Annotated in this window: 18 protein-coding genes; 15 read left to right on the forward strand and 3 right to left on the reverse strand. The window is 68.4% G+C overall.

The genetic code is table 11. The features are described 5' to 3' along the window. Nucleotides 1–27: 27 nt before the first annotated feature. Together purN and ACTHJF_RS01045 are read left to right on the forward strand one after the other, a co-directional pair. Nucleotides 28–693: a phosphoribosylglycinamide formyltransferase gene (purN, locus tag ACTHJF_RS01040; protein ID WP_440265422.1), complete on the forward strand. Its 666-nt coding sequence runs from the start codon at nt 28–30 to the stop codon at nt 691–693. A gap of 60 nt (nt 694–753) precedes the next feature. Beyond that, entirely contained in the window at nt 754–1,482 is a 729-nt protein-coding gene (locus ACTHJF_RS01045; RefSeq protein WP_440265423.1) for a DUF3108 domain-containing protein, read from the forward strand. A 66-nt stretch (nt 1,483–1,548) separates the two neighbouring features. On the opposite strand, the gene murA is transcribed toward ACTHJF_RS01045, so the two are convergent. Both murA and ACTHJF_RS01055 read right to left on the reverse strand, forming a co-directional pair. Further along, nucleotides 1,549–2,808: a UDP-N-acetylglucosamine 1-carboxyvinyltransferase gene (gene murA / locus ACTHJF_RS01050; protein ID WP_440265424.1), complete on the reverse strand. Its 1,260-nt coding sequence runs from the start codon at nt 2,806–2,808 to the stop codon at nt 1,549–1,551. A gap of 44 nt (nt 2,809–2,852) precedes the next feature. Next, nucleotides 2,853–3,092, reverse strand: a complete 240-nt coding sequence (locus tag ACTHJF_RS01055) for a BolA family protein (protein WP_431636015.1) — start codon at nt 3,090–3,092, stop codon at nt 2,853–2,855. A 212-nt stretch (nt 3,093–3,304) separates the two neighbouring features. Here ACTHJF_RS01055 and ACTHJF_RS01060 point away from each other — a divergent pair, with 212 nt between their 5' ends. From ACTHJF_RS01060 to ptsP, 12 genes are all read left to right on the forward strand, one after another. Then, a complete protein-coding gene (locus ACTHJF_RS01060; RefSeq protein WP_440265425.1) occupies nt 3,305–4,315 on the forward strand; it encodes a KpsF/GutQ family sugar-phosphate isomerase in 1,011 nt (336 codons plus the stop codon). Between the two features lie 60 nt (nt 4,316–4,375). After that, nucleotides 4,376–4,921, forward strand: a complete 546-nt coding sequence (locus ACTHJF_RS01065) for a KdsC family phosphatase (RefSeq protein ID WP_440265426.1) — start codon at nt 4,376–4,378, stop codon at nt 4,919–4,921. Next, nucleotides 4,918–5,514, forward strand: coding sequence for an LPS export ABC transporter periplasmic protein LptC (gene lptC, locus ACTHJF_RS01070; protein WP_440265427.1), 597 nt, complete (start codon nt 4,918–4,920; stop codon nt 5,512–5,514). The genes ACTHJF_RS01065 and lptC overlap by 4 nt, the downstream gene beginning before the upstream one ends. After that, nucleotides 5,477–6,058: a lipopolysaccharide transport periplasmic protein LptA gene (gene lptA, locus ACTHJF_RS01075; protein WP_440265428.1), complete on the forward strand. Its 582-nt coding sequence runs from the start codon at nt 5,477–5,479 to the stop codon at nt 6,056–6,058. Before lptC ends, lptA begins: the two co-directional genes overlap by 38 nt. A gap of 3 nt (nt 6,059–6,061) precedes the next feature. Next, nucleotides 6,062–6,781 (forward strand): LPS export ABC transporter ATP-binding protein, encoded by a 720-nt coding sequence (gene lptB / locus ACTHJF_RS01080; RefSeq protein ID WP_431636010.1) that lies wholly within the window; start codon nt 6,062–6,064, stop codon nt 6,779–6,781. 129 nt (nt 6,782–6,910) lie between these two features. After that, entirely contained in the window at nt 6,911–8,395 is a 1,485-nt protein-coding gene (locus tag ACTHJF_RS01085; protein WP_440265429.1) for an RNA polymerase factor sigma-54, read from the forward strand. A 146-nt stretch (nt 8,396–8,541) separates the two neighbouring features. Then, a complete protein-coding gene (gene hpf, locus ACTHJF_RS01090) occupies nt 8,542–8,871 on the forward strand; it encodes a ribosome hibernation-promoting factor, HPF/YfiA family (RefSeq protein ID WP_440265430.1) in 330 nt (109 codons plus the stop codon). A 107-nt stretch (nt 8,872–8,978) separates the two neighbouring features. Next, complete coding sequence (gene hprK / locus ACTHJF_RS01095) at nt 8,979–9,974, forward strand: HPr(Ser) kinase/phosphatase (RefSeq protein ID WP_440265431.1); 996 nt, start codon at nt 8,979–8,981, stop codon at nt 9,972–9,974. A 3-nt stretch (nt 9,975–9,977) separates the two neighbouring features. Then, nucleotides 9,978–10,883, forward strand: coding sequence for an RNase adapter RapZ (gene rapZ, locus ACTHJF_RS01100; RefSeq protein WP_440259520.1), 906 nt, complete (start codon nt 9,978–9,980; stop codon nt 10,881–10,883). Nucleotides 10,884–10,887: 4 nt separating this feature from the next. After that, entirely contained in the window at nt 10,888–11,280 is a 393-nt protein-coding gene (locus ACTHJF_RS01105; protein WP_404631945.1) for a PTS sugar transporter subunit IIA, read from the forward strand. Further along, nucleotides 11,273–11,542, forward strand: a complete 270-nt coding sequence (locus ACTHJF_RS01110) for an HPr family phosphocarrier protein (RefSeq protein WP_440265432.1) — start codon at nt 11,273–11,275, stop codon at nt 11,540–11,542. Before ACTHJF_RS01105 ends, ACTHJF_RS01110 begins: the two co-directional genes overlap by 8 nt. A 120-nt stretch (nt 11,543–11,662) precedes the next feature. After that, complete coding sequence (ptsP, locus tag ACTHJF_RS01115) at nt 11,663–13,405, forward strand: phosphoenolpyruvate--protein phosphotransferase (RefSeq protein WP_440265433.1); 1,743 nt, start codon at nt 11,663–11,665, stop codon at nt 13,403–13,405. Nucleotides 13,406–13,415: 10 nt separating this feature from the next. Here ptsP and ACTHJF_RS01120 read toward each other — a convergent pair whose 3' ends face one another. Then, on the reverse strand, nt 13,416–14,288 hold the full coding sequence (locus ACTHJF_RS01120; protein WP_440265434.1) for a LysR family transcriptional regulator: 873 nt from the start codon (nt 14,286–14,288) through the stop codon (nt 13,416–13,418). A 92-nt stretch (nt 14,289–14,380) separates the two neighbouring features. Between ACTHJF_RS01120 and ACTHJF_RS01125 the strand changes: the two genes are divergently transcribed. Then, nucleotides 14,381–15,436: a YeiH family protein gene (locus ACTHJF_RS01125; protein ID WP_440265435.1), complete on the forward strand. Its 1,056-nt coding sequence runs from the start codon at nt 14,381–14,383 to the stop codon at nt 15,434–15,436. Nucleotide 15,437 lies beyond the last annotated feature (1 nt).

Consider the following 15,437-nt stretch of genomic DNA (forward strand, 5'->3'; position numbering starts at 1 on the left):
CCTCGCCTCCTGCACAGATTCCTAAAGATGACGACTGCTCCGTTGCGCGTTGCCGTGCTCGCCTCCGGCCGCGGCAGCAATCTCGCCGCCCTGCTGCAGGCCCGCAGCCGCGGTGAGCTACCGGCGGAATTCGTGCTGGTGGGCAGCGACAAGGCCGACGCCGGCGCGCTGACGCTGGCGCGTGAGGCCGGCATCCCCACCGCCGTGTTGGACCCGCGCCGTTTTCCCGACCGCGTCTCGTTCGACCACACCCTGTTCGAGCGGATCCAGGAATCAGGCGCCGAACTGCTGGTGCTGGCCGGCTTCATGCGGATCATCGACGGCGCCGCGCTGGCGCCGTGGGTGGGCCGGATGATCAACATTCATCCCTCGCTGCTGCCCAAGTACCGCGGTCTGCACACGCATCGCCGCGCGCTGGCCGCCGGCGACCTCGAACACGGCGCCAGCGTGCACTACGTGACCGCCGAACTCGACGGCGGCCCGGTGATTGCGCAGGCCCGCCTGGCCATCACCCCGCAGGACGACGAGCAGACGCTGGCGGCCCGCCTGCTGGGTTACGAGCACCGGCTGCTGCCTGCAGTGGTGTCGTACATCGCGCAGGGTCGACTGGCACTGCGCGACGGCCAGGTGCTGCTGGATGGCAGGCCGCTGGCTACTCCACTGCAGTGGCGCGACGGTGCGCTGGATCGCTGAACGCAAGCTCGGCCCGCGCCGAAACGGCCGGTTCAGGCACAGCCGGTAGACTCGGCCGGCATGACCACCCCCATCCGTATCCGCTTCAACCGCCCCGCGCGCGCGCTGCTTGCCGGCGCACTCTTCTTCGGCCTGCTCTCGGCCGCCGACGCCGCCAGCGCACCGGCGCCGTTCACCGCCACCTACCAGGTGCAGCGTGACGGCCAGACGATCGGCGAGGCGACTATTACCCTGAGCGCCACCGACGGCGGCTACGCCTACCGCAATCAGACCCGTGGCACCGCGGGGCTGGCCGCCCTGCTGGGCGCAAGCTCCGATGAGACCACGCGCTTCCGCTGGCACGACGACGCGCCCGAAACGCTGACCTACGACTACGCCATGGACGCGGCGATCAAACAGAAGCATCGCCACCTGCAGGTGGACTGGTCGGCCGGTCAGGTCACCGTGGACGACGGCAAGGGCCCGACCCACTATGCCAGCGCGCCGGGGATGGTCGATCGCAACACCCTGCCGCTGGCGTTGGGCTTGGCGCTGCGCGACGGCCGCAAGAGCGTGGTGCTGCCGGTGGGCGTGAAGCAGCGCGTGGAACAGCAGCAGTACGCCGTGCAGGCCACCGAACCGGTCTCGGTGCCGGCGGGCGAGTTCAAGGCGCAGCGGGTGAGCCGCACCGACACCGACAAGCCGTTCGACGCCTGGTACGTGCCGGCGAAATTTCCGTTGCCGGTGAAGATGGCGCAGTCCGAAGGTGGCAACCTCACCCTGCTGCTGGTGAAGTTCCACTCCCCGTAAAGGTCGATTGCGGGCACAAAAAAAGCCGGGGCGCTGCACGCTCCGGCTTTTTTTATTTGCAGCTGATCAGTTCGGCAGGCGGCGGATCTTGGCGCCCAGCACGCCGAGCTTTTCCTCGATGTTCTCGTAACCGCGGTCGATGTGATACACGCGATCGACGGTGGTGTCGCCCTCGGCCACCAGGCCGGCCAGCACCAGGCAGGCCGACGCACGCAGGTCGGTGGCCATGATCGGCGCGCCGCTCATCTTGGGCACGCCCTGGATGATCGCCGCGTTGCCTTCCAGGCGGATATCCGCCCCCAGGCGCTGCAACTCGTGCGCGTGCATGAAGCGGTTCTCGAACACCGTCTCGGTGATCACGCCCACGCCCTCGGCCACGCAGTTGAGCGCGGTGAACTGGGCCTGCATGTCGGTGGGGAACGCCGGGTACGGCGCGGTGATGATGTTAACCGCCTTCGGCCGACGCCCCTGCATGTCCAGCTCGATCCAGTCGTCGCCGATGCAGATGTGCGCCCCGGCCTCGTCGAGCTTGGACAGCACCGCCTCCATCGTGTCCGAGCGCGCGCCGCGGGCACGCACCTTGCCACCGGTCATCGCCGCACCGACCAGGAAGGTGCCGGTTTCGATGCGGTCGGGCAGCACCTCGTACTCGGCGCCGTGCAGGCGCTCGACGCCGTGGATCACCATGGTGGCGGTACCAGCGCCCTCGATCTGCGCGCCCATGGCGTTCAGGCACAGCGCCAGATCGACCACCTCCGGCTCCTGCGCGGCGTTCTCGATGATGGTGGTGCCGTGAGCCAGCGCCGCCGCCATCATGATGTTCTCGGTGCCGGTGACGGTCACCATGTCCATCGAGATGCGTGCGCCCTTCAGGCGCTTGGCGCGCGCCTTGATGTAGCCGTTCTCCACCACGATGTCGGCGCCCAGCGCCTGCAGGCCGCGGATGTGCTGGTCCACCGGGCGCGAGCCGATCTGGCAGCCGCCCGGCAGCGACACCTCGGCCTGGCCGAAGCGGGCCACCAGCGGGCCCAGCACCAGGATCGACGCGCGCATCGTCTTCACCAGGTCGTACGGAGCGAAGTAGCGGTCGGCCGGGCGCGGATCGACGTGGATCTTCATGCGGTCGTCCAGCACCAGCTGCACGCCCATCTGGCCGAGCAATTCCATGGTGGTGGTGACGTCGTGCAGGTGCGGCACGTTGGAAATGGTGACCGGCTCTTCAGCCAGCAGGCAGGAGGCGAGGATCGGCAGCACGGCGTTCTTGGCGCCGGAAATGCCGACCTCGCCCTGGAGCGGCTGCCCGCCGCTGATGAGGATCTTGGCCATGGGGGTCCTTCGGAGAGTTCGGGCGGGCGGCAGGCGGCGCGCGATCAGGCGCGCGCGGCGGCTTCCGCGGGTGTAAGGGTCTTCAGCGCCAGCGCGTGGATGGCGCCGCCCATCAGGTCGCCGAGGGTGGCGTAGACCAGCCGGTGGCGAGCCAGCGGCAGCTTGCCGGCGAACTGTTCGGCGATCACGACCGCCTCGAAATGCACGCCGTCGGCACCGCTCACGTCGGCCCTCGCACCGGGCAAGCCGCTCTCGATCAAAGCCTGGATGCGCTCTGCGTCCATCGGAAATCCACTGTCAGGAAGGCGTCGCCGGTACGGAGTCGCCCGGCGGGCGGCGTCCAACGCGCTGTCATATGAAGGTAAACTGCAAGACGGCCATGGTAATGGAAAGTCGCTGGCTCAGAAATGACGGGACGTCATTCAGCCTGCGGCTGCAAAGCTATTCCGTGGACTTCCTCCCGACTCCGCATCCTGGCGCCGCCGCCGAAGGACCCATGAACGCACGCATCGCCGCTTCTGCCGAGATCTCCGTCGATCCCGACGCCATTGCCCGCAGTGCGCGCACGGTCATCGCGACCGAAGCCGCCGCCATCCGGGCCCTGGAGCCGCGCGTCAATGGCGACTTCGTGCAGGCCTGCCGGCTGATCCTGGGCTGCCGGGGCCGACTGGTGGTCAGCGGCATGGGCAAGTCCGGGCACATCGGGCGCAAGATCGCCGCCACCCTCGCTTCCACCGGCACCCCGGCGTTCTTCGTACATCCAGGCGAAGCCAGCCACGGCGACCTCGGCATGATCCTGCCTCAGGATGTGGTGCTGGCGCTGTCCAATTCCGGCGAAACCGACGAGCTGCTGTTCATCCTGCCAGTGATCAAGCGCCAGGGCATCCCGCTGATCGCGATCACCGGCAACCCTCGCTCCTCGCTGGCCGGCCAGGCCGACGTGCACCTGGACGCCAGCGTCTCCAGCGAGGCCTGCCCGCTGGGCCTGGCACCCACCGCCAGCACCACGGCAGCGCTGGTGATCGGCGACGCGTTGGCCATCGCGTTGCTCGAAGCACGCGGCTTCACCGCCGACGATTTCGCCCGCTCGCATCCGGCCGGCAGCCTCGGCCGGCGCCTGCTGCTGCACATCAGCGACGTGATGCACGGCGGCGACGAGGTACCGCGCGTCGGCCCCGAGGCCACCCTGACCCAGGCGCTGATGGAAATGACCCGCAAGCACCTGGGCATGACCGCAGTGGTCGACGAGCATGACCGCCTGCTCGGCGTGTTCACCGACGGCGACCTGCGCCGTGCGCTGGACGACGACGGGGTGGATCTGCGCGGCGCCTCGGTCGCCAGCCTCATGAGCCGCGCGCCCAAGACCATCACCGCCGACAAGCTCGCCGTGGAGGCCGCGCAACTGATGGAGAAACATCAGATCCATGCGCTGATCGTGGTCGACCACGAGCGGCACGTGGTGGGCGCGCTCAACATCCACGACCTGCTGCGCGCCCGCGTCGTCTGACGCCGACTGGCGGCGCACACGCCGCTGCGCGCCTTCCCTTCCGCTACCGATACGATTGCCGTGACCGCGTACCTCGCCAACCTCCCCGCCGACCTGCTCGCCCGTGCGGCGCCCATCCGCCTGGCCGCGTTCGACGTGGACGGCACCCTCACCGACGGTCGCCTGCACTACGGCGAGGACGGCCGCGAGACAAAGGTGTTCCACGTCCAGGACGGCCTGGGCCTGAAGCGCCTGCAGTCCTACGGCATCCACGTGGCGATCATCACCGCGCGGATCAGCCACACCGTGTCGCTGCGCGCCGAGGAGCTGGGCATCACCCACGTCTACCAGGGCCAGGGCGACAAGCGCGCCTGCCTGCGCGATCTGCTCGATGCCCTGAACCTCACCGCCGATCAGGCCGCCTTCATCGGCGACGACCTGACCGACCTCGCCCCGATGGGCATCGCCGGGCTGGCCATCGCCCCGGCCAACGCCCATCCGTGGGTGGCCGAGCGGGCGCATTGGCAAACCACCCGCGCCGGTGGTGAAGGGGCCGCGCGCGAGGTCTGCGACCTGCTGCTGCTTGCCCAGGGCAAGGCCGATGCCGAGCGGGCCCGCTGGCAATGAGACTGATCGCCTGGCTGCGCGAACGGCGGCTGCCCGCCGCGATCGTGGTGATCGGCCTGCTGGCCGGGATCACCCAGCTGGTGCGCTGGTGGACGATGCCGGAACCGGGCCAGCACGATTTCGTCGGCCCCCCGCGCTCGGGCTACACGCTCACCAACTTCCGGCTTTCCAGTTATGACCGCGAGGGTCTGCCGGCCTTCAACGTGGCCGCGCCGCACCTGGAGCGACGCGAGGGCGACGAATCGCTCTACATCAATTCGCCCGCGTTCGACCTGCCCTCCAACGAGGCCGGCGTGCCGGACTGGCGCGGCGAATCGCTGTACGGCTGGGTGAACCAGGGGGGCGACCTGCTCAAGCTGCTCGGCCCGGTGCACATGCACCGCGAGGCCTTCGACGACACCGCCGCCGCCCAGCTCGACACCGCCGACATGACCATCTGGCCGAAGGACAACCGGATGGAAACCGCCGCCGCGGCGCGGATGGTGCAAGGCGCCCTTACAATGAGCGGGGTTGGCATGCGCGCCAACCTCACCGACAAACATCTGGAGCTGCTCGATGACGTCCATGCCACGTTCCCGCCGCGCAAGCGCTAGCGCCCGGTGGCTGCTGGCCGCTTGCGGCCTGCTTGCCCTGCCTCCGGTCCTCGCCAAGCAGGGCGACCGCGACCAGCCGATGAAGGTCGACGCGAAGTATTTCGACGGCTTCCAGAAGCCCAACACGGTCAGCACGCTCAAGGGCAGCGTGATGATCCAGCAGGGCACGCTGAAGGCCACCGGCGCGCTGGCCAAGGTCTACTTCGACGCCGAAAGCCAGATCAGCCGCGTGGTGCTGACCGGTAGCCCCGCGCACATCGAACAGCTCGACGACAGCGGCAACCAGATGCTGGGCGACGCCGCCACGATCGACTACGACAACATCAAGGGCATCGCCGTGCTCACCGGCAATGCCTCGGTGACGCAGCACGGCCGCGGCGAAGCACACGGCGACAAGCTCACCTATGACACCGCGACCAGCCAGATGACCGGCGAAAGCGGCGGCACCGGCACCGTGCACATGGTGTTCCAGCCGAAGAAAAAGGCTGCAGCTCCGGCGCAGTCCGACGCCCCTGCCCCGGCCACCAGCACCGGAAAGCCCTGATCGATGCTCTCTGCCGAAGGCCTCCAGAAGCGTTTCCGCTCGCGCCAGGTGGTGCGTGACTTCGGGTTCTCGATCCGCCAGGGCGAGGTGGTGGGCCTGCTCGGGCCCAACGGCGCCGGCAAGACCACCTGCTTTTACATGGTGGTGGGCCTGATCGAGGCTGACGCCGGCTCGATCAAGCTCGATCGCCAGGACATCACCGGCTTGCCGATGCATTCGCGCGCCAAGCTGGGCATCGGCTACCTGCCGCAGGAGCCGTCGGTGTTCCGCCGCCTCAGCGTGGCCGACAACATCATGGCGGTGCTCGAACTGCGCGAAGGGCTGGGCGCGAAGGAGCGCGCGGCCGAGCAGGAAAACCTGCTGGAGGAACTCAAGATCACCCACATCGCCGACCAGAAGGGCATCAGCCTGTCCGGCGGCGAGCGGCGCCGGGTGGAGATCGCCCGCGCCCTGGCCGCCCAGCCGCGCTACATGCTGCTGGACGAACCCTTCGCCGGCGTCGATCCGATCTCGGTCGGCGAGATCCAGCGCATCGTGCGCCACCTCAAGGAACGCGGCATCGGGGTGTTGATCACCGACCACAACGTGCGCGAAACGCTGGGCATCTGCGACCGCGCCTACATCCTCAACGACGGTGAAGTGATGTCGCGCGGCACGCCGGCGCACATCCTGGCCGACGAAAAGGTGCGTGACGTCTACCTGGGGCGCGAGTTCCGCCTCTGAGCCCGCCGTAGCCGCCCGGCGGCACGCGGCAATTTGCCGTTTATCGGGGCGCCCTTCCCCGCGCGCAAGGCTGTTCGCCTCCGCGGGGTGGGGTTAGGATGGCACTGCGATCCACCTTCCCCGGTCGGTATGAAACCCGGACTCCAGTTCCGCCTCCATCAGCAGCTGACCCTGACGCCCCAGTTGCAGCAGGCGATCCGTTTGCTGCAACTCTCGCAGCTGGAGCTCGAGGCCGAATTGCGCCAGATCGCCGAGGGCAATCCGCTGCTGGAATTCACCGAGGAATCGGACACCGCCGACGAAGGCGAGGAAGCCGAAGGCAGCTACCTGTCCGAGGCCGGCGCCAGCTCCACCAGCAGCTCGACCAGCACCACCAGCGACGACCACGAAAGCGGCGATGCGCCCGAATGGGCCGACGGTGACGGCGCGGGCGAGCAGCCGATGGATTTCTCCATGGGCAACAGCGCCGGCAGCGGCAGCGGCTCGCGCAGCGACGAGGATTTCGAACCCCAGAACGCGGCCGTCGAGACGCTGGCCGAACACCTGCTGTGGCAGCTGAACCTGTCCGGCTTCGACCCGCGCCAGCGCGCGATTGCCGCCGTGATCATCGACGCGCTCAACCCGGACGGCTACCTCACCGAAAATGCCGAAGCCCTGCTGACGGCCCTGCCGGCCACGCTGCAGGTCAGCGCGGAAGAACTCGAAGCGGTACGCCGCCGCGTGCAGACCACCTTCGATCCGGTGGGCGTGGCCAGCCGCGACCTGCGCGACTGCCTGCGCGTGCAGCTGGAGCAGTTCGATCCGGCCGCCACGCCGCAGCGCGAGCTGGCCCTGCGCATCGTCGATGGCGAGCTGGACCTGTTGGCCCGCAACGATGTTGGCAAGCTCGCCCGCAAGCTGCGCGCGGACGAAAACGACGTGGTCGCGGCCGCCGCCCTGATCCGCAGCCTCGACCCGCGCCCCGGCGCTGCCATGGACGCCACCCCGGTGGAGTACGTGGCGCCCGACGTCTACGCCTACAAGGACGGCAACCGCTGGAAGGTCAGCCTGAACGCCGATTGCCAGCCGCGACTCGGTCTTAACCAGCACTATTGCAACCTGATCGCCAAGGCCCGCGGCGAGGACGCGAGCTGGATGCGCGGACAGCTGCAGGAGGCACGGTGGTTGATCAAGAGCCTGGAATCGCGGGCCGAGACCCTGCTCAAGGTGGCCGAGGCGATCGTGCGCCGGCAGAGCCCGTTCCTCGACTACGGCCCCGAAGCGATGCACCCGCTGGTGCTGCGCGAGGTCGCCGAGGAAGTGGGCATGCATGAATCGACCATCTCCCGTGTGACGACGCGCAAATACATCCACACGCCACGCGGTACATTCGAGCTCAAGCACTTCTTTTCCAGTGGCGTGTCCACCGAGGACGGCGGCAGCGCCTCGTCCACGGCGATCCAGGCCATGCTGCGCAAGCTTGTCGATGCGGAGGACCCGCGCAAACCGTTGTCCGATCAGGCGCTCGCCGAGGAACTGCACCGCAAGGGCATCCAGGTGGCGCGCCGCACCGTTGCCAAATACCGGGAGGCCATGCGCATACCCAGCTCCAGCGAACGCCAGCGCGCCGGCTGAACGGTTCGTGCTGCGCGCGGAACCTTGGCGGCTTGAAGGCGTCAGTGCTGGACACCACGAAATGACTGTGGATGCGCACCGGGCATGCGGCCCGGCCGACGCATCGAACCACGCCGCGATCGCGGCAGTACCAGAGGAGGCGCAACATGCAATTCCAACTCAGCGGTCAGCACGTCGATATCACCGATTCCATGCGCGAGCACGTGACCGGACAGCTGGACCGCTTAACCCGCCTCGATGACCGATTGACCAGCCTGGCCGTCGTGCTCTCGCTGGACAAGCTGCAGCAGAAGGCGGAAGGAACGCTGCATACCTCCTCCGGCGCCCTGCTCCACGCCGAGGCCTTCGAGCCGGACATGTACGTCTCCATCGACATGATGTTCGACAAGCTGGTGACCCAGCTGCGCAAGCACCGCGAGAAAGTGTGCGACAAGCACAAGGCCGAGGCGCGCCGCGACGATCGCCTGTACGGCTGAGTCACACCTCTTCCACTCGAACGGCCCGCCCCTGGCGGGCCGTTGCTTTTCCGGCCGGCGCACACTGCGCCGTCCCGGCCCAAGCTGGCACAATAGGTTCATGCCCCATGGCGGCCGCACCGGCCGCCATCCCGGCAAAAGGACCCGATGACGTGGACCGGCTCACTGCCCGACAACTCTTCGATGGCGTGCATGAGCGCATGGCGCTGCGCTGGGCCGCCGGCATGCGCGGCGAGAGCCGCGTGCTGGAACGCGGCGTGACGCAGACGCGCCGCCCCTCGCTGGTCGGCTATCTCAACGTCATCTACCCGAACAAGATCCAGATCATCGGCACCGAGGAGCTGAAGTACCTCGACGAGCTCGACTCGCGCCAGCGCTGGGAAGCGATCAACAAGATCGCCGCCTACCAGCCGGTGGCGCTGATCGTCACCAAGGACCAGGCGGTGCCCTCGGACCTGCGCGAAGTGGCCGAGGAAACCAACACGCCGCTGTGGATCAGCGCCAAGCGCGGCCACGAGCTGCTGACCTGGATGCAGTACCACCTGGCGCGCATGCTGGCGCCGCGCATCACCCTGCATGGCGTGTTCCTGGAGGTGTTCTCGATCGGCGTGCTGATCACCGGCGAGTCCGGCTCGGGCAAGAGCGAGCTGGCGCTTGAACTGATCAGCCGCGGCCATCGGCTGGTCGCCGACGATGCCACCGAATTCACCCTGATCGCGCCCGACGTCATCGACGGCACCTGCCCCGAACTGCTGCAGGACCTGCTGGAAGTGCGCGGCCTGGGCGTGCTCAACGTGCGCGAGATGTTCGGCCACACGGCGGTGAAGGCGTCGAAGTACCTGCGCCTGGTGATCCACTTGAAGCCGCTGCGCGACGGCGAGGACACCGATGCGCTGACCCGCCTCACCGGCGACATCGGCCATCGCGAGATCTTCGAGGTGCAGGTGCCGATGATCACCATTCCGGTGGCACCAGGCCGCAACCTCGGAGTGCTGGTCGAGGCGGCCGTGCGCAACCATGCGCTCAAGAGCAAGGGCTTCGACCCGGCGCAGACTTTCATCGATCGACAGGCGCACCAGATGCGCCGCCTGCCCCCATGGTGATGTGTGGACCCTAACGACTCGGCAGTGATCGCCCAGGCCGGACCCAACGCCGTGCACCTGGTGGTGCTCACCGGCATGTCCGGTGGCGGCAAGACGGTGGCCCTGCGTGCGCTGGAAGACCTCGAGTTCTACTGCGTGGACAACCTGCCGGCGAGCCTGCTGCCGCGCCTGGTGAACGCCGTGCTGGAAGATCGTGGCGGCCAGCGCATGACGCGTATCGCGGTGGGCGTGGACGCACGCAACCGCGAGCACGACATCGAGATCATGCCCAGCGTGCTTTCCGAACTGGCCGCCGCCGGCGTGCAGGTGCACCTGATCTTCCTCGACTGCCGCGACGAGGTGCTGATCAAGCGCTACTCGGAAACCCGCCGGCGCCACCCGCTGGCCATGCGCAACGTGTCGCTGGCCGACGCCATCGCGGCCGAGCGGCGACTGCTGCGCCCGCTGATGGGCATCGCCGAGAAGGTGATCGACTCGAGCGCACTCAACGTGCACCAGCTGCGACGCCTGGTGGCCACCGACTACGCGCGCGCCACCGAAGGCCTCACCGTGATGTTCCAGTCGTTCGCGTTCAAGCGCGGGCTGCCGCTGGATGCGGACTTCGTGTTCGATGCGCGCTGCCTGCCCAACCCGCACTGGCAGCCGCAGTTGCGACCACTGTCGGGCAAGGATGCGCCCGTGCGCGATTTCCTCGATGCCGATCCGCTGGTCGGCGAGTACTTCGCCGACACCGTGCGCTGGCTGGAAGCCTGGCTGCCGCGCTTCGAGGCGGACGACCGCAGCTACGTCACCATCTCGATCGGCTGCACCGGCGGGCGGCACCGCTCGGTGTACCTGGTGGAGCAGCTTGCCGCGCACTTCCGCGCGCGACGCGGCGGCGTGCTTACCTTCCATCGTGAACTGGAATGAGCCGATGAGCGTCGGCGTGCTCCTGATGACCCATGAATCCGTCGGCCGGGCGCTGATTTCCGCGGCGCATCACGTGATGCCCAAGCTGCCGCTGCGCGTGGACGCGGTGGAGGTGCCACCGCAGGCCGATCCGGAAGTGATGCGCACGCTCACCGCGCGTCACGCCCGCGAGCTCGACCACGGCGACGGCGTGCTGGTACTGGCCGACCTGTACGGCGCCACGCCGTGCAATATCGGATTGTCGCTGGCCTCGCTCGGGGTCCGTCTGCGCTGCGTGTCGGGGCTCAACCTGCCGATGCTTCTGCGCGTACTCAACTATGCGGATAAGCCGCTGGACGAACTGGTGGAAATAGCCGCCAGCGGGGGCCGCGGAGGAATCTTCATCGACCATGCTTGAAAAAGAGATCGTGGTATCCAACCGGCTCGGCCTGCACGCGCGCGCCTCGGCCAAGCTGGTGCAGCTGGTGCAGGGCTTCAAGTCCACCGTGTGGCTGGTGAGCAAGGGGCGCGAGGTGAATGCCCAGAGCATCATGGGCGTGATGATGCTGGCCGCCGGCATCGGCACCGCGCTGACCGTGCGCACCGACGGGCCGGATGAGCAGACCGCGCTGGATGCGGTGGTGGACCTGTTCGAGCGCAAGTTCGACGAGGGTGGATGAGATGACGGCAGGACACGGGACGCGAGCACCGGCAACACCGTACGCATCGATCGCGATGCGCACGGGCCGCTGCGCGTGCGCCACGCCCTCGCTGCGCCTCCCCGCAAACGGTGACCACGCATGAGGCAGAGCCTGCCCGGCACGGTGGCGGCCAAGGGCATGTGCCTGGGCCGCGCGCGGCTGGTGCAGCCCAGTCGCTACGCCGTGGACAACCGGCCGCTCGGCGAAGACGAGGTCGAGGCCGAGCTCGAACTGCTGCATCTGGCGCTGGACACCGCGCGGCAGGAATTGCGCGAGCTGCGCACCAAGCTGCACGGCGCGCTGGCGCGTGAGGTGAACGAGTTCATCGACGCGCACACCCTGCTGCTGGACGACCCGGAGATGCTGCGCGGGCTCAACGACATGATCCGCATCGGCCACTACCGGGCCGGTGCCGCGCTCAAGAAACAACGCGACCGCATCGCCGCCGTGTTCGAAGCGATGGATGATCCCTACCTGCGCAGCCGGCGTGAGGACGTCGACCAGGTGATCAACCGGGTAATCTCCGCGCTGCAGCGCCAGACTACCGCCGAAGAGCGCAAGCTCGCCGCGCGCGTGGGCGAGATCCTCGTCGCCGACACCATCGCACCGGGCGATATGGCGCACCTGGCCGGCCACGGCCTGCTGGGCGTGGTGACCAGTTCCGGCAGCCCCTACTCGCACAGCGCGATCCTCGCCCGCAGCCTGGATCTGCCGATGCTGGTCGGTACGCGCGACGCGCTGTCGACCATCCACGATGACGACCTGATCCTGCTCGATGCCGAACAGGGCGAGGCGATCGTCCATCCCACCGCGCAAGATCTCTCGCGTTACCGCGCCTGGCAGCGCGAGGCGGCGCTGGAAGGCCGACGCCTGGCCAAGCTGGCCAACGCGCCCTCGCGCACTCGCGACGGCGCGGAGATCAAGCTACTGGCCAACGCCGAGTCGAGCTCGGACGTGGCCATGGCGCGCGCCCGCGGCGCCGACGGGGTGGGCCTGTACCGCACCGAATTCCTGTTCCTGCGTCACAAGGGCCTGCCCAGCGAGGAGGAACAGTTCGTCGCCTATCGCGACTTGGTGATGGGCATGGGCGGCCTGCCGGTGACGATCCGCACGCTGGACCTGGGCGCGGACAAGGCCGACGCCGCCGGCATCGCGCTGCGCGGCGAAGACAACCCGGCGCTCGGCGTGCGTGGCGTACGGCTGTCATTGCGCCATCCGGCAGTGTTCACCACGCAGATCCGCGCGATCCTGCGTGCCGCCTGCTACGGACCGATGCGCGTGCTGGTGCCGATGATCACCCAGCCGGACGAGATCATTGCCGTGCGCACGCTGTTCAAGCTGGCTCGCCAGGAGCTCAAGCAGGAAGGCGTCGACCTGCCGGAGAAATTGCCGCTGGGCGCGATGATCGAGGTGCCCGCCGCGGCGATCAACGTGCGCGCCCTGCTCGAGCACGCCGACTTCCTCGCCATCGGCACAAACGATCTGGCTCAGTACGTGCTGGCCGCCGACCGCGGCAACGACGCGCTGGAGAACGTCTACAACCCGCTCCATCCCGCACTGCTGCGGCTGATCTGCCACGTGATCAGCGCCGGCCGCCGGGTCCGTAAGTCGGTGAGCCTGTGCGGCGAGATCGGCGGCGACGTGAACTTCACCGCGCTGCTGCTGGCGCTGGGCCTGAGCGAATTCAGCATGCATCCCAGCCAGATACTGCAGGTGCGTGACCGCCTGGGTGAGCTGGATCGCGGCGAACTGCGCCGGCTCGCACCGCGGCTGATCCGGGCGCATACCCACGAGCAGGTCGAGGCGCTGCTGGCCACGCTCGACAACGCCCTGCCCGCCTGAGCAGCCGGCATCACAGCGTCCGCAGGAACGCCTCCAGCACCGCGCTGCGGTAACGCTGGCGATGCACCAGCACGGAGAGCTGGCGTTCCAGGTCGAGGAACGGTGTCTTCAGTACCTTCAAGCGGCCGGCGGCCACCGCATCGCTGACCGCCACCGCCGGCAGGCAGGCGATGCCCAGCCCGGCCACCACCGCCTGCTTGATCGCCTCGATCTGATCGAGCTCCAGCACGGTCTGGCCGCTGGGCAGCTGCCCCAGCGCCCGCTCGCTGAGCACGCGGGTGGCCGAACCCGGTTCGCGCAGCACCCAGCGCGCGCCGGCGAAATGCTCGGCGGCAAGACGGCGGCGCCGCGCCAGCGGATGATCCGGGCGAGCGCATACCACCAGGCTGTCCACGCGCCACGGGCGCACTTCCAGCTGCGGGTGGGTTACCGGCCCCTCCACGCAGCCCACGTCGAGGCCGTGATCGAGCATCGCCGCGGCGATCGCCTCGGTATTGGCCACGCGCAGGCGCACGGTCACCTGCGGATGGGATTCCACGAAGTCGCCCAGCAACTCGCCCACGCGGTAGTTGCCCACCGAATTGCTGGTGCCGATGCGCAACTCGCCGCCAAGCGCCGCATCGTCCTTGCCATGCCGGCCGAACTCGGCGTAGCGCTCGAGCAGTTCCTGCGCCAGCGGCAGGAGCTCACGGCCGCGCGCGTTGAGGTGCAGGCGCCCGCGCTCGCGGTCGAACACCGGCGCATCGAGCTGATGCTCCATGTCGCGCAGCGCCATGCTGGCGGCAGGCTGGGTGAGATGCAGTTGCCCGGCAGCCGCGCGCACGCTGCCCAGCGTGGCCACGTGCACGAACACTTCGAGCTGGCGCGGACTGATGTTGATCATCAGCAAAATTTATCCCATGCATAAGATATTTCAAGTTTCTCTGATATTTCTTCCAGGCGATGATGCGCCGGTCCCTGCCATGGAAACTTCCGATGAGTTCGGCTCCCCACCCAACCCCCGCCTCCGACGCTGCCGCTGCTGCGCCCGCCACCGCGCTCAGCCTGGCCGCGCGCCTGCCCGGCCTGCTGCTCACCTTGCTTATCGCCGCTGGCGCCTTCGCGCTGGGGCGGCGCTTCACCCTGGTCGGAGGGCCGGTGATCGGCATCGTGCTGGGCATCGTCACCGCCAACGCGATTAACCTGCCGACGCGGCTGCGCCCGGGCATCCAGTTCGCCTCCAAGCAGGTGCTGCAGTGGTCGATCATCGCGCTGGGCTTCGGGCTGAGCCTGGACCAGGTAGCCAAGACCGGCCTGCAGTCACTGTCGGTGACCCTGGTGACGATGAGCGTGGCGTTCGTGGCGGCCTGGGGGCTGGGCCGCTGGCTGCGGGTGCACGACGACCTGAAGATCCTGATCGGCGTGGGCACCGCGATCTGCGGCGGCTCGGCGATCGCCGCGGTGACGCCGATCCTGCGCCCGGACGAGCATGACACCGCCTTCGCGATCTCCACCATCTTCCTGTTCAACCTGGTCGCGGTGCTGCTGTTCCCCCTGCTTGGCCACCTGCTGCACCTGTCCGACTTCGGCTTCGGCATGTGGGCCGGCACGGCGATCAACGACACGTCGTCGGTGGTGGCCGCGGGCTACAGCTACAGCCGCGCCGCCGGCGACTTCGCCACCATCGTCAAGCTGACCCGCGCCACGCTGATCATTCCGGTGTGCATCGTGCTGGCGATCGCCGTGGCGGTGCGCGAGAAGCGCCGCGGTGGCAGCGACTTCAAGCTGTCGCGGATATTCCCCTGGTTCATCCTGTGGTTCCTGGTCGCCTCGGCGGTGCGCTCGGCCGGGTTCGTGCCGGTGGCACTGCAGGCGCCGCTGCACGTGGCGGCCGAGTTCCTGATCGTGGTGGCGCTCACCGCGGTCGGGCTGTCGGCCAACCTGCGCCGCATGGCCTCCACCGGCGTGCGTCCGATCCTGCTCGGGCTGGGCGTGTGGGCGGCGGTGGCGGTGAGCAGCCTGGCCGTGCAGCTGGCGATGGGACAGCTGTAAA

This window comes from Dyella sp. (genome assembly GCF_051962475.1).
Classification (GTDB): Bacteria; Pseudomonadota; Gammaproteobacteria; order Xanthomonadales; family Rhodanobacteraceae; genus Dyella_A.

Coding starts and splice junctions, on each gene's coding strand:
- purN (WP_440265422.1), top strand. CDS start 28: ATGACGACTGCTCCGTTGCGCGTTGCCGTGCTCGCCTCCGGCCGCGGC.
- ACTHJF_RS01045 (WP_440265423.1), top strand. CDS start 754: ATGACCACCCCCATCCGTATCCGCTTCAACCGCCCCGCGCGCGCGCTG.
- murA (WP_440265424.1), bottom strand. CDS start 2,808: ATGGCCAAGATCCTCATCAGCGGCGGGCAGCCGCTCCAGGGCGAGGTC.
- ACTHJF_RS01055 (WP_431636015.1), bottom strand. CDS start 3,092: ATGGACGCAGAGCGCATCCAGGCTTTGATCGAGAGCGGCTTGCCCGGT.
- ACTHJF_RS01060 (WP_440265425.1), top strand. CDS start 3,305: ATGAACGCACGCATCGCCGCTTCTGCCGAGATCTCCGTCGATCCCGAC.
- lptC (WP_440265427.1), top strand. CDS start 4,918: ATGAGACTGATCGCCTGGCTGCGCGAACGGCGGCTGCCCGCCGCGATC.
- lptA (WP_440265428.1), top strand. CDS start 5,477: ATGACGTCCATGCCACGTTCCCGCCGCGCAAGCGCTAGCGCCCGGTGG.
- lptB (WP_431636010.1), top strand. CDS start 6,062: ATGCTCTCTGCCGAAGGCCTCCAGAAGCGTTTCCGCTCGCGCCAGGTG.
- ACTHJF_RS01085 (WP_440265429.1), top strand. CDS start 6,911: ATGAAACCCGGACTCCAGTTCCGCCTCCATCAGCAGCTGACCCTGACG.
- hpf (WP_440265430.1), top strand. CDS start 8,542: ATGCAATTCCAACTCAGCGGTCAGCACGTCGATATCACCGATTCCATG.
- hprK (WP_440265431.1), top strand. CDS start 8,979: ATGGCGGCCGCACCGGCCGCCATCCCGGCAAAAGGACCCGATGACGTG.
- ACTHJF_RS01105 (WP_404631945.1), top strand. CDS start 10,888: ATGAGCGTCGGCGTGCTCCTGATGACCCATGAATCCGTCGGCCGGGCG.
- ACTHJF_RS01110 (WP_440265432.1), top strand. CDS start 11,273: ATGCTTGAAAAAGAGATCGTGGTATCCAACCGGCTCGGCCTGCACGCG.
- ptsP (WP_440265433.1), top strand. CDS start 11,663: ATGAGGCAGAGCCTGCCCGGCACGGTGGCGGCCAAGGGCATGTGCCTG.
- ACTHJF_RS01120 (WP_440265434.1), bottom strand. CDS start 14,288: ATGATCAACATCAGTCCGCGCCAGCTCGAAGTGTTCGTGCACGTGGCC.
- ACTHJF_RS01125 (WP_440265435.1), top strand. CDS start 14,381: ATGAGTTCGGCTCCCCACCCAACCCCCGCCTCCGACGCTGCCGCTGCT.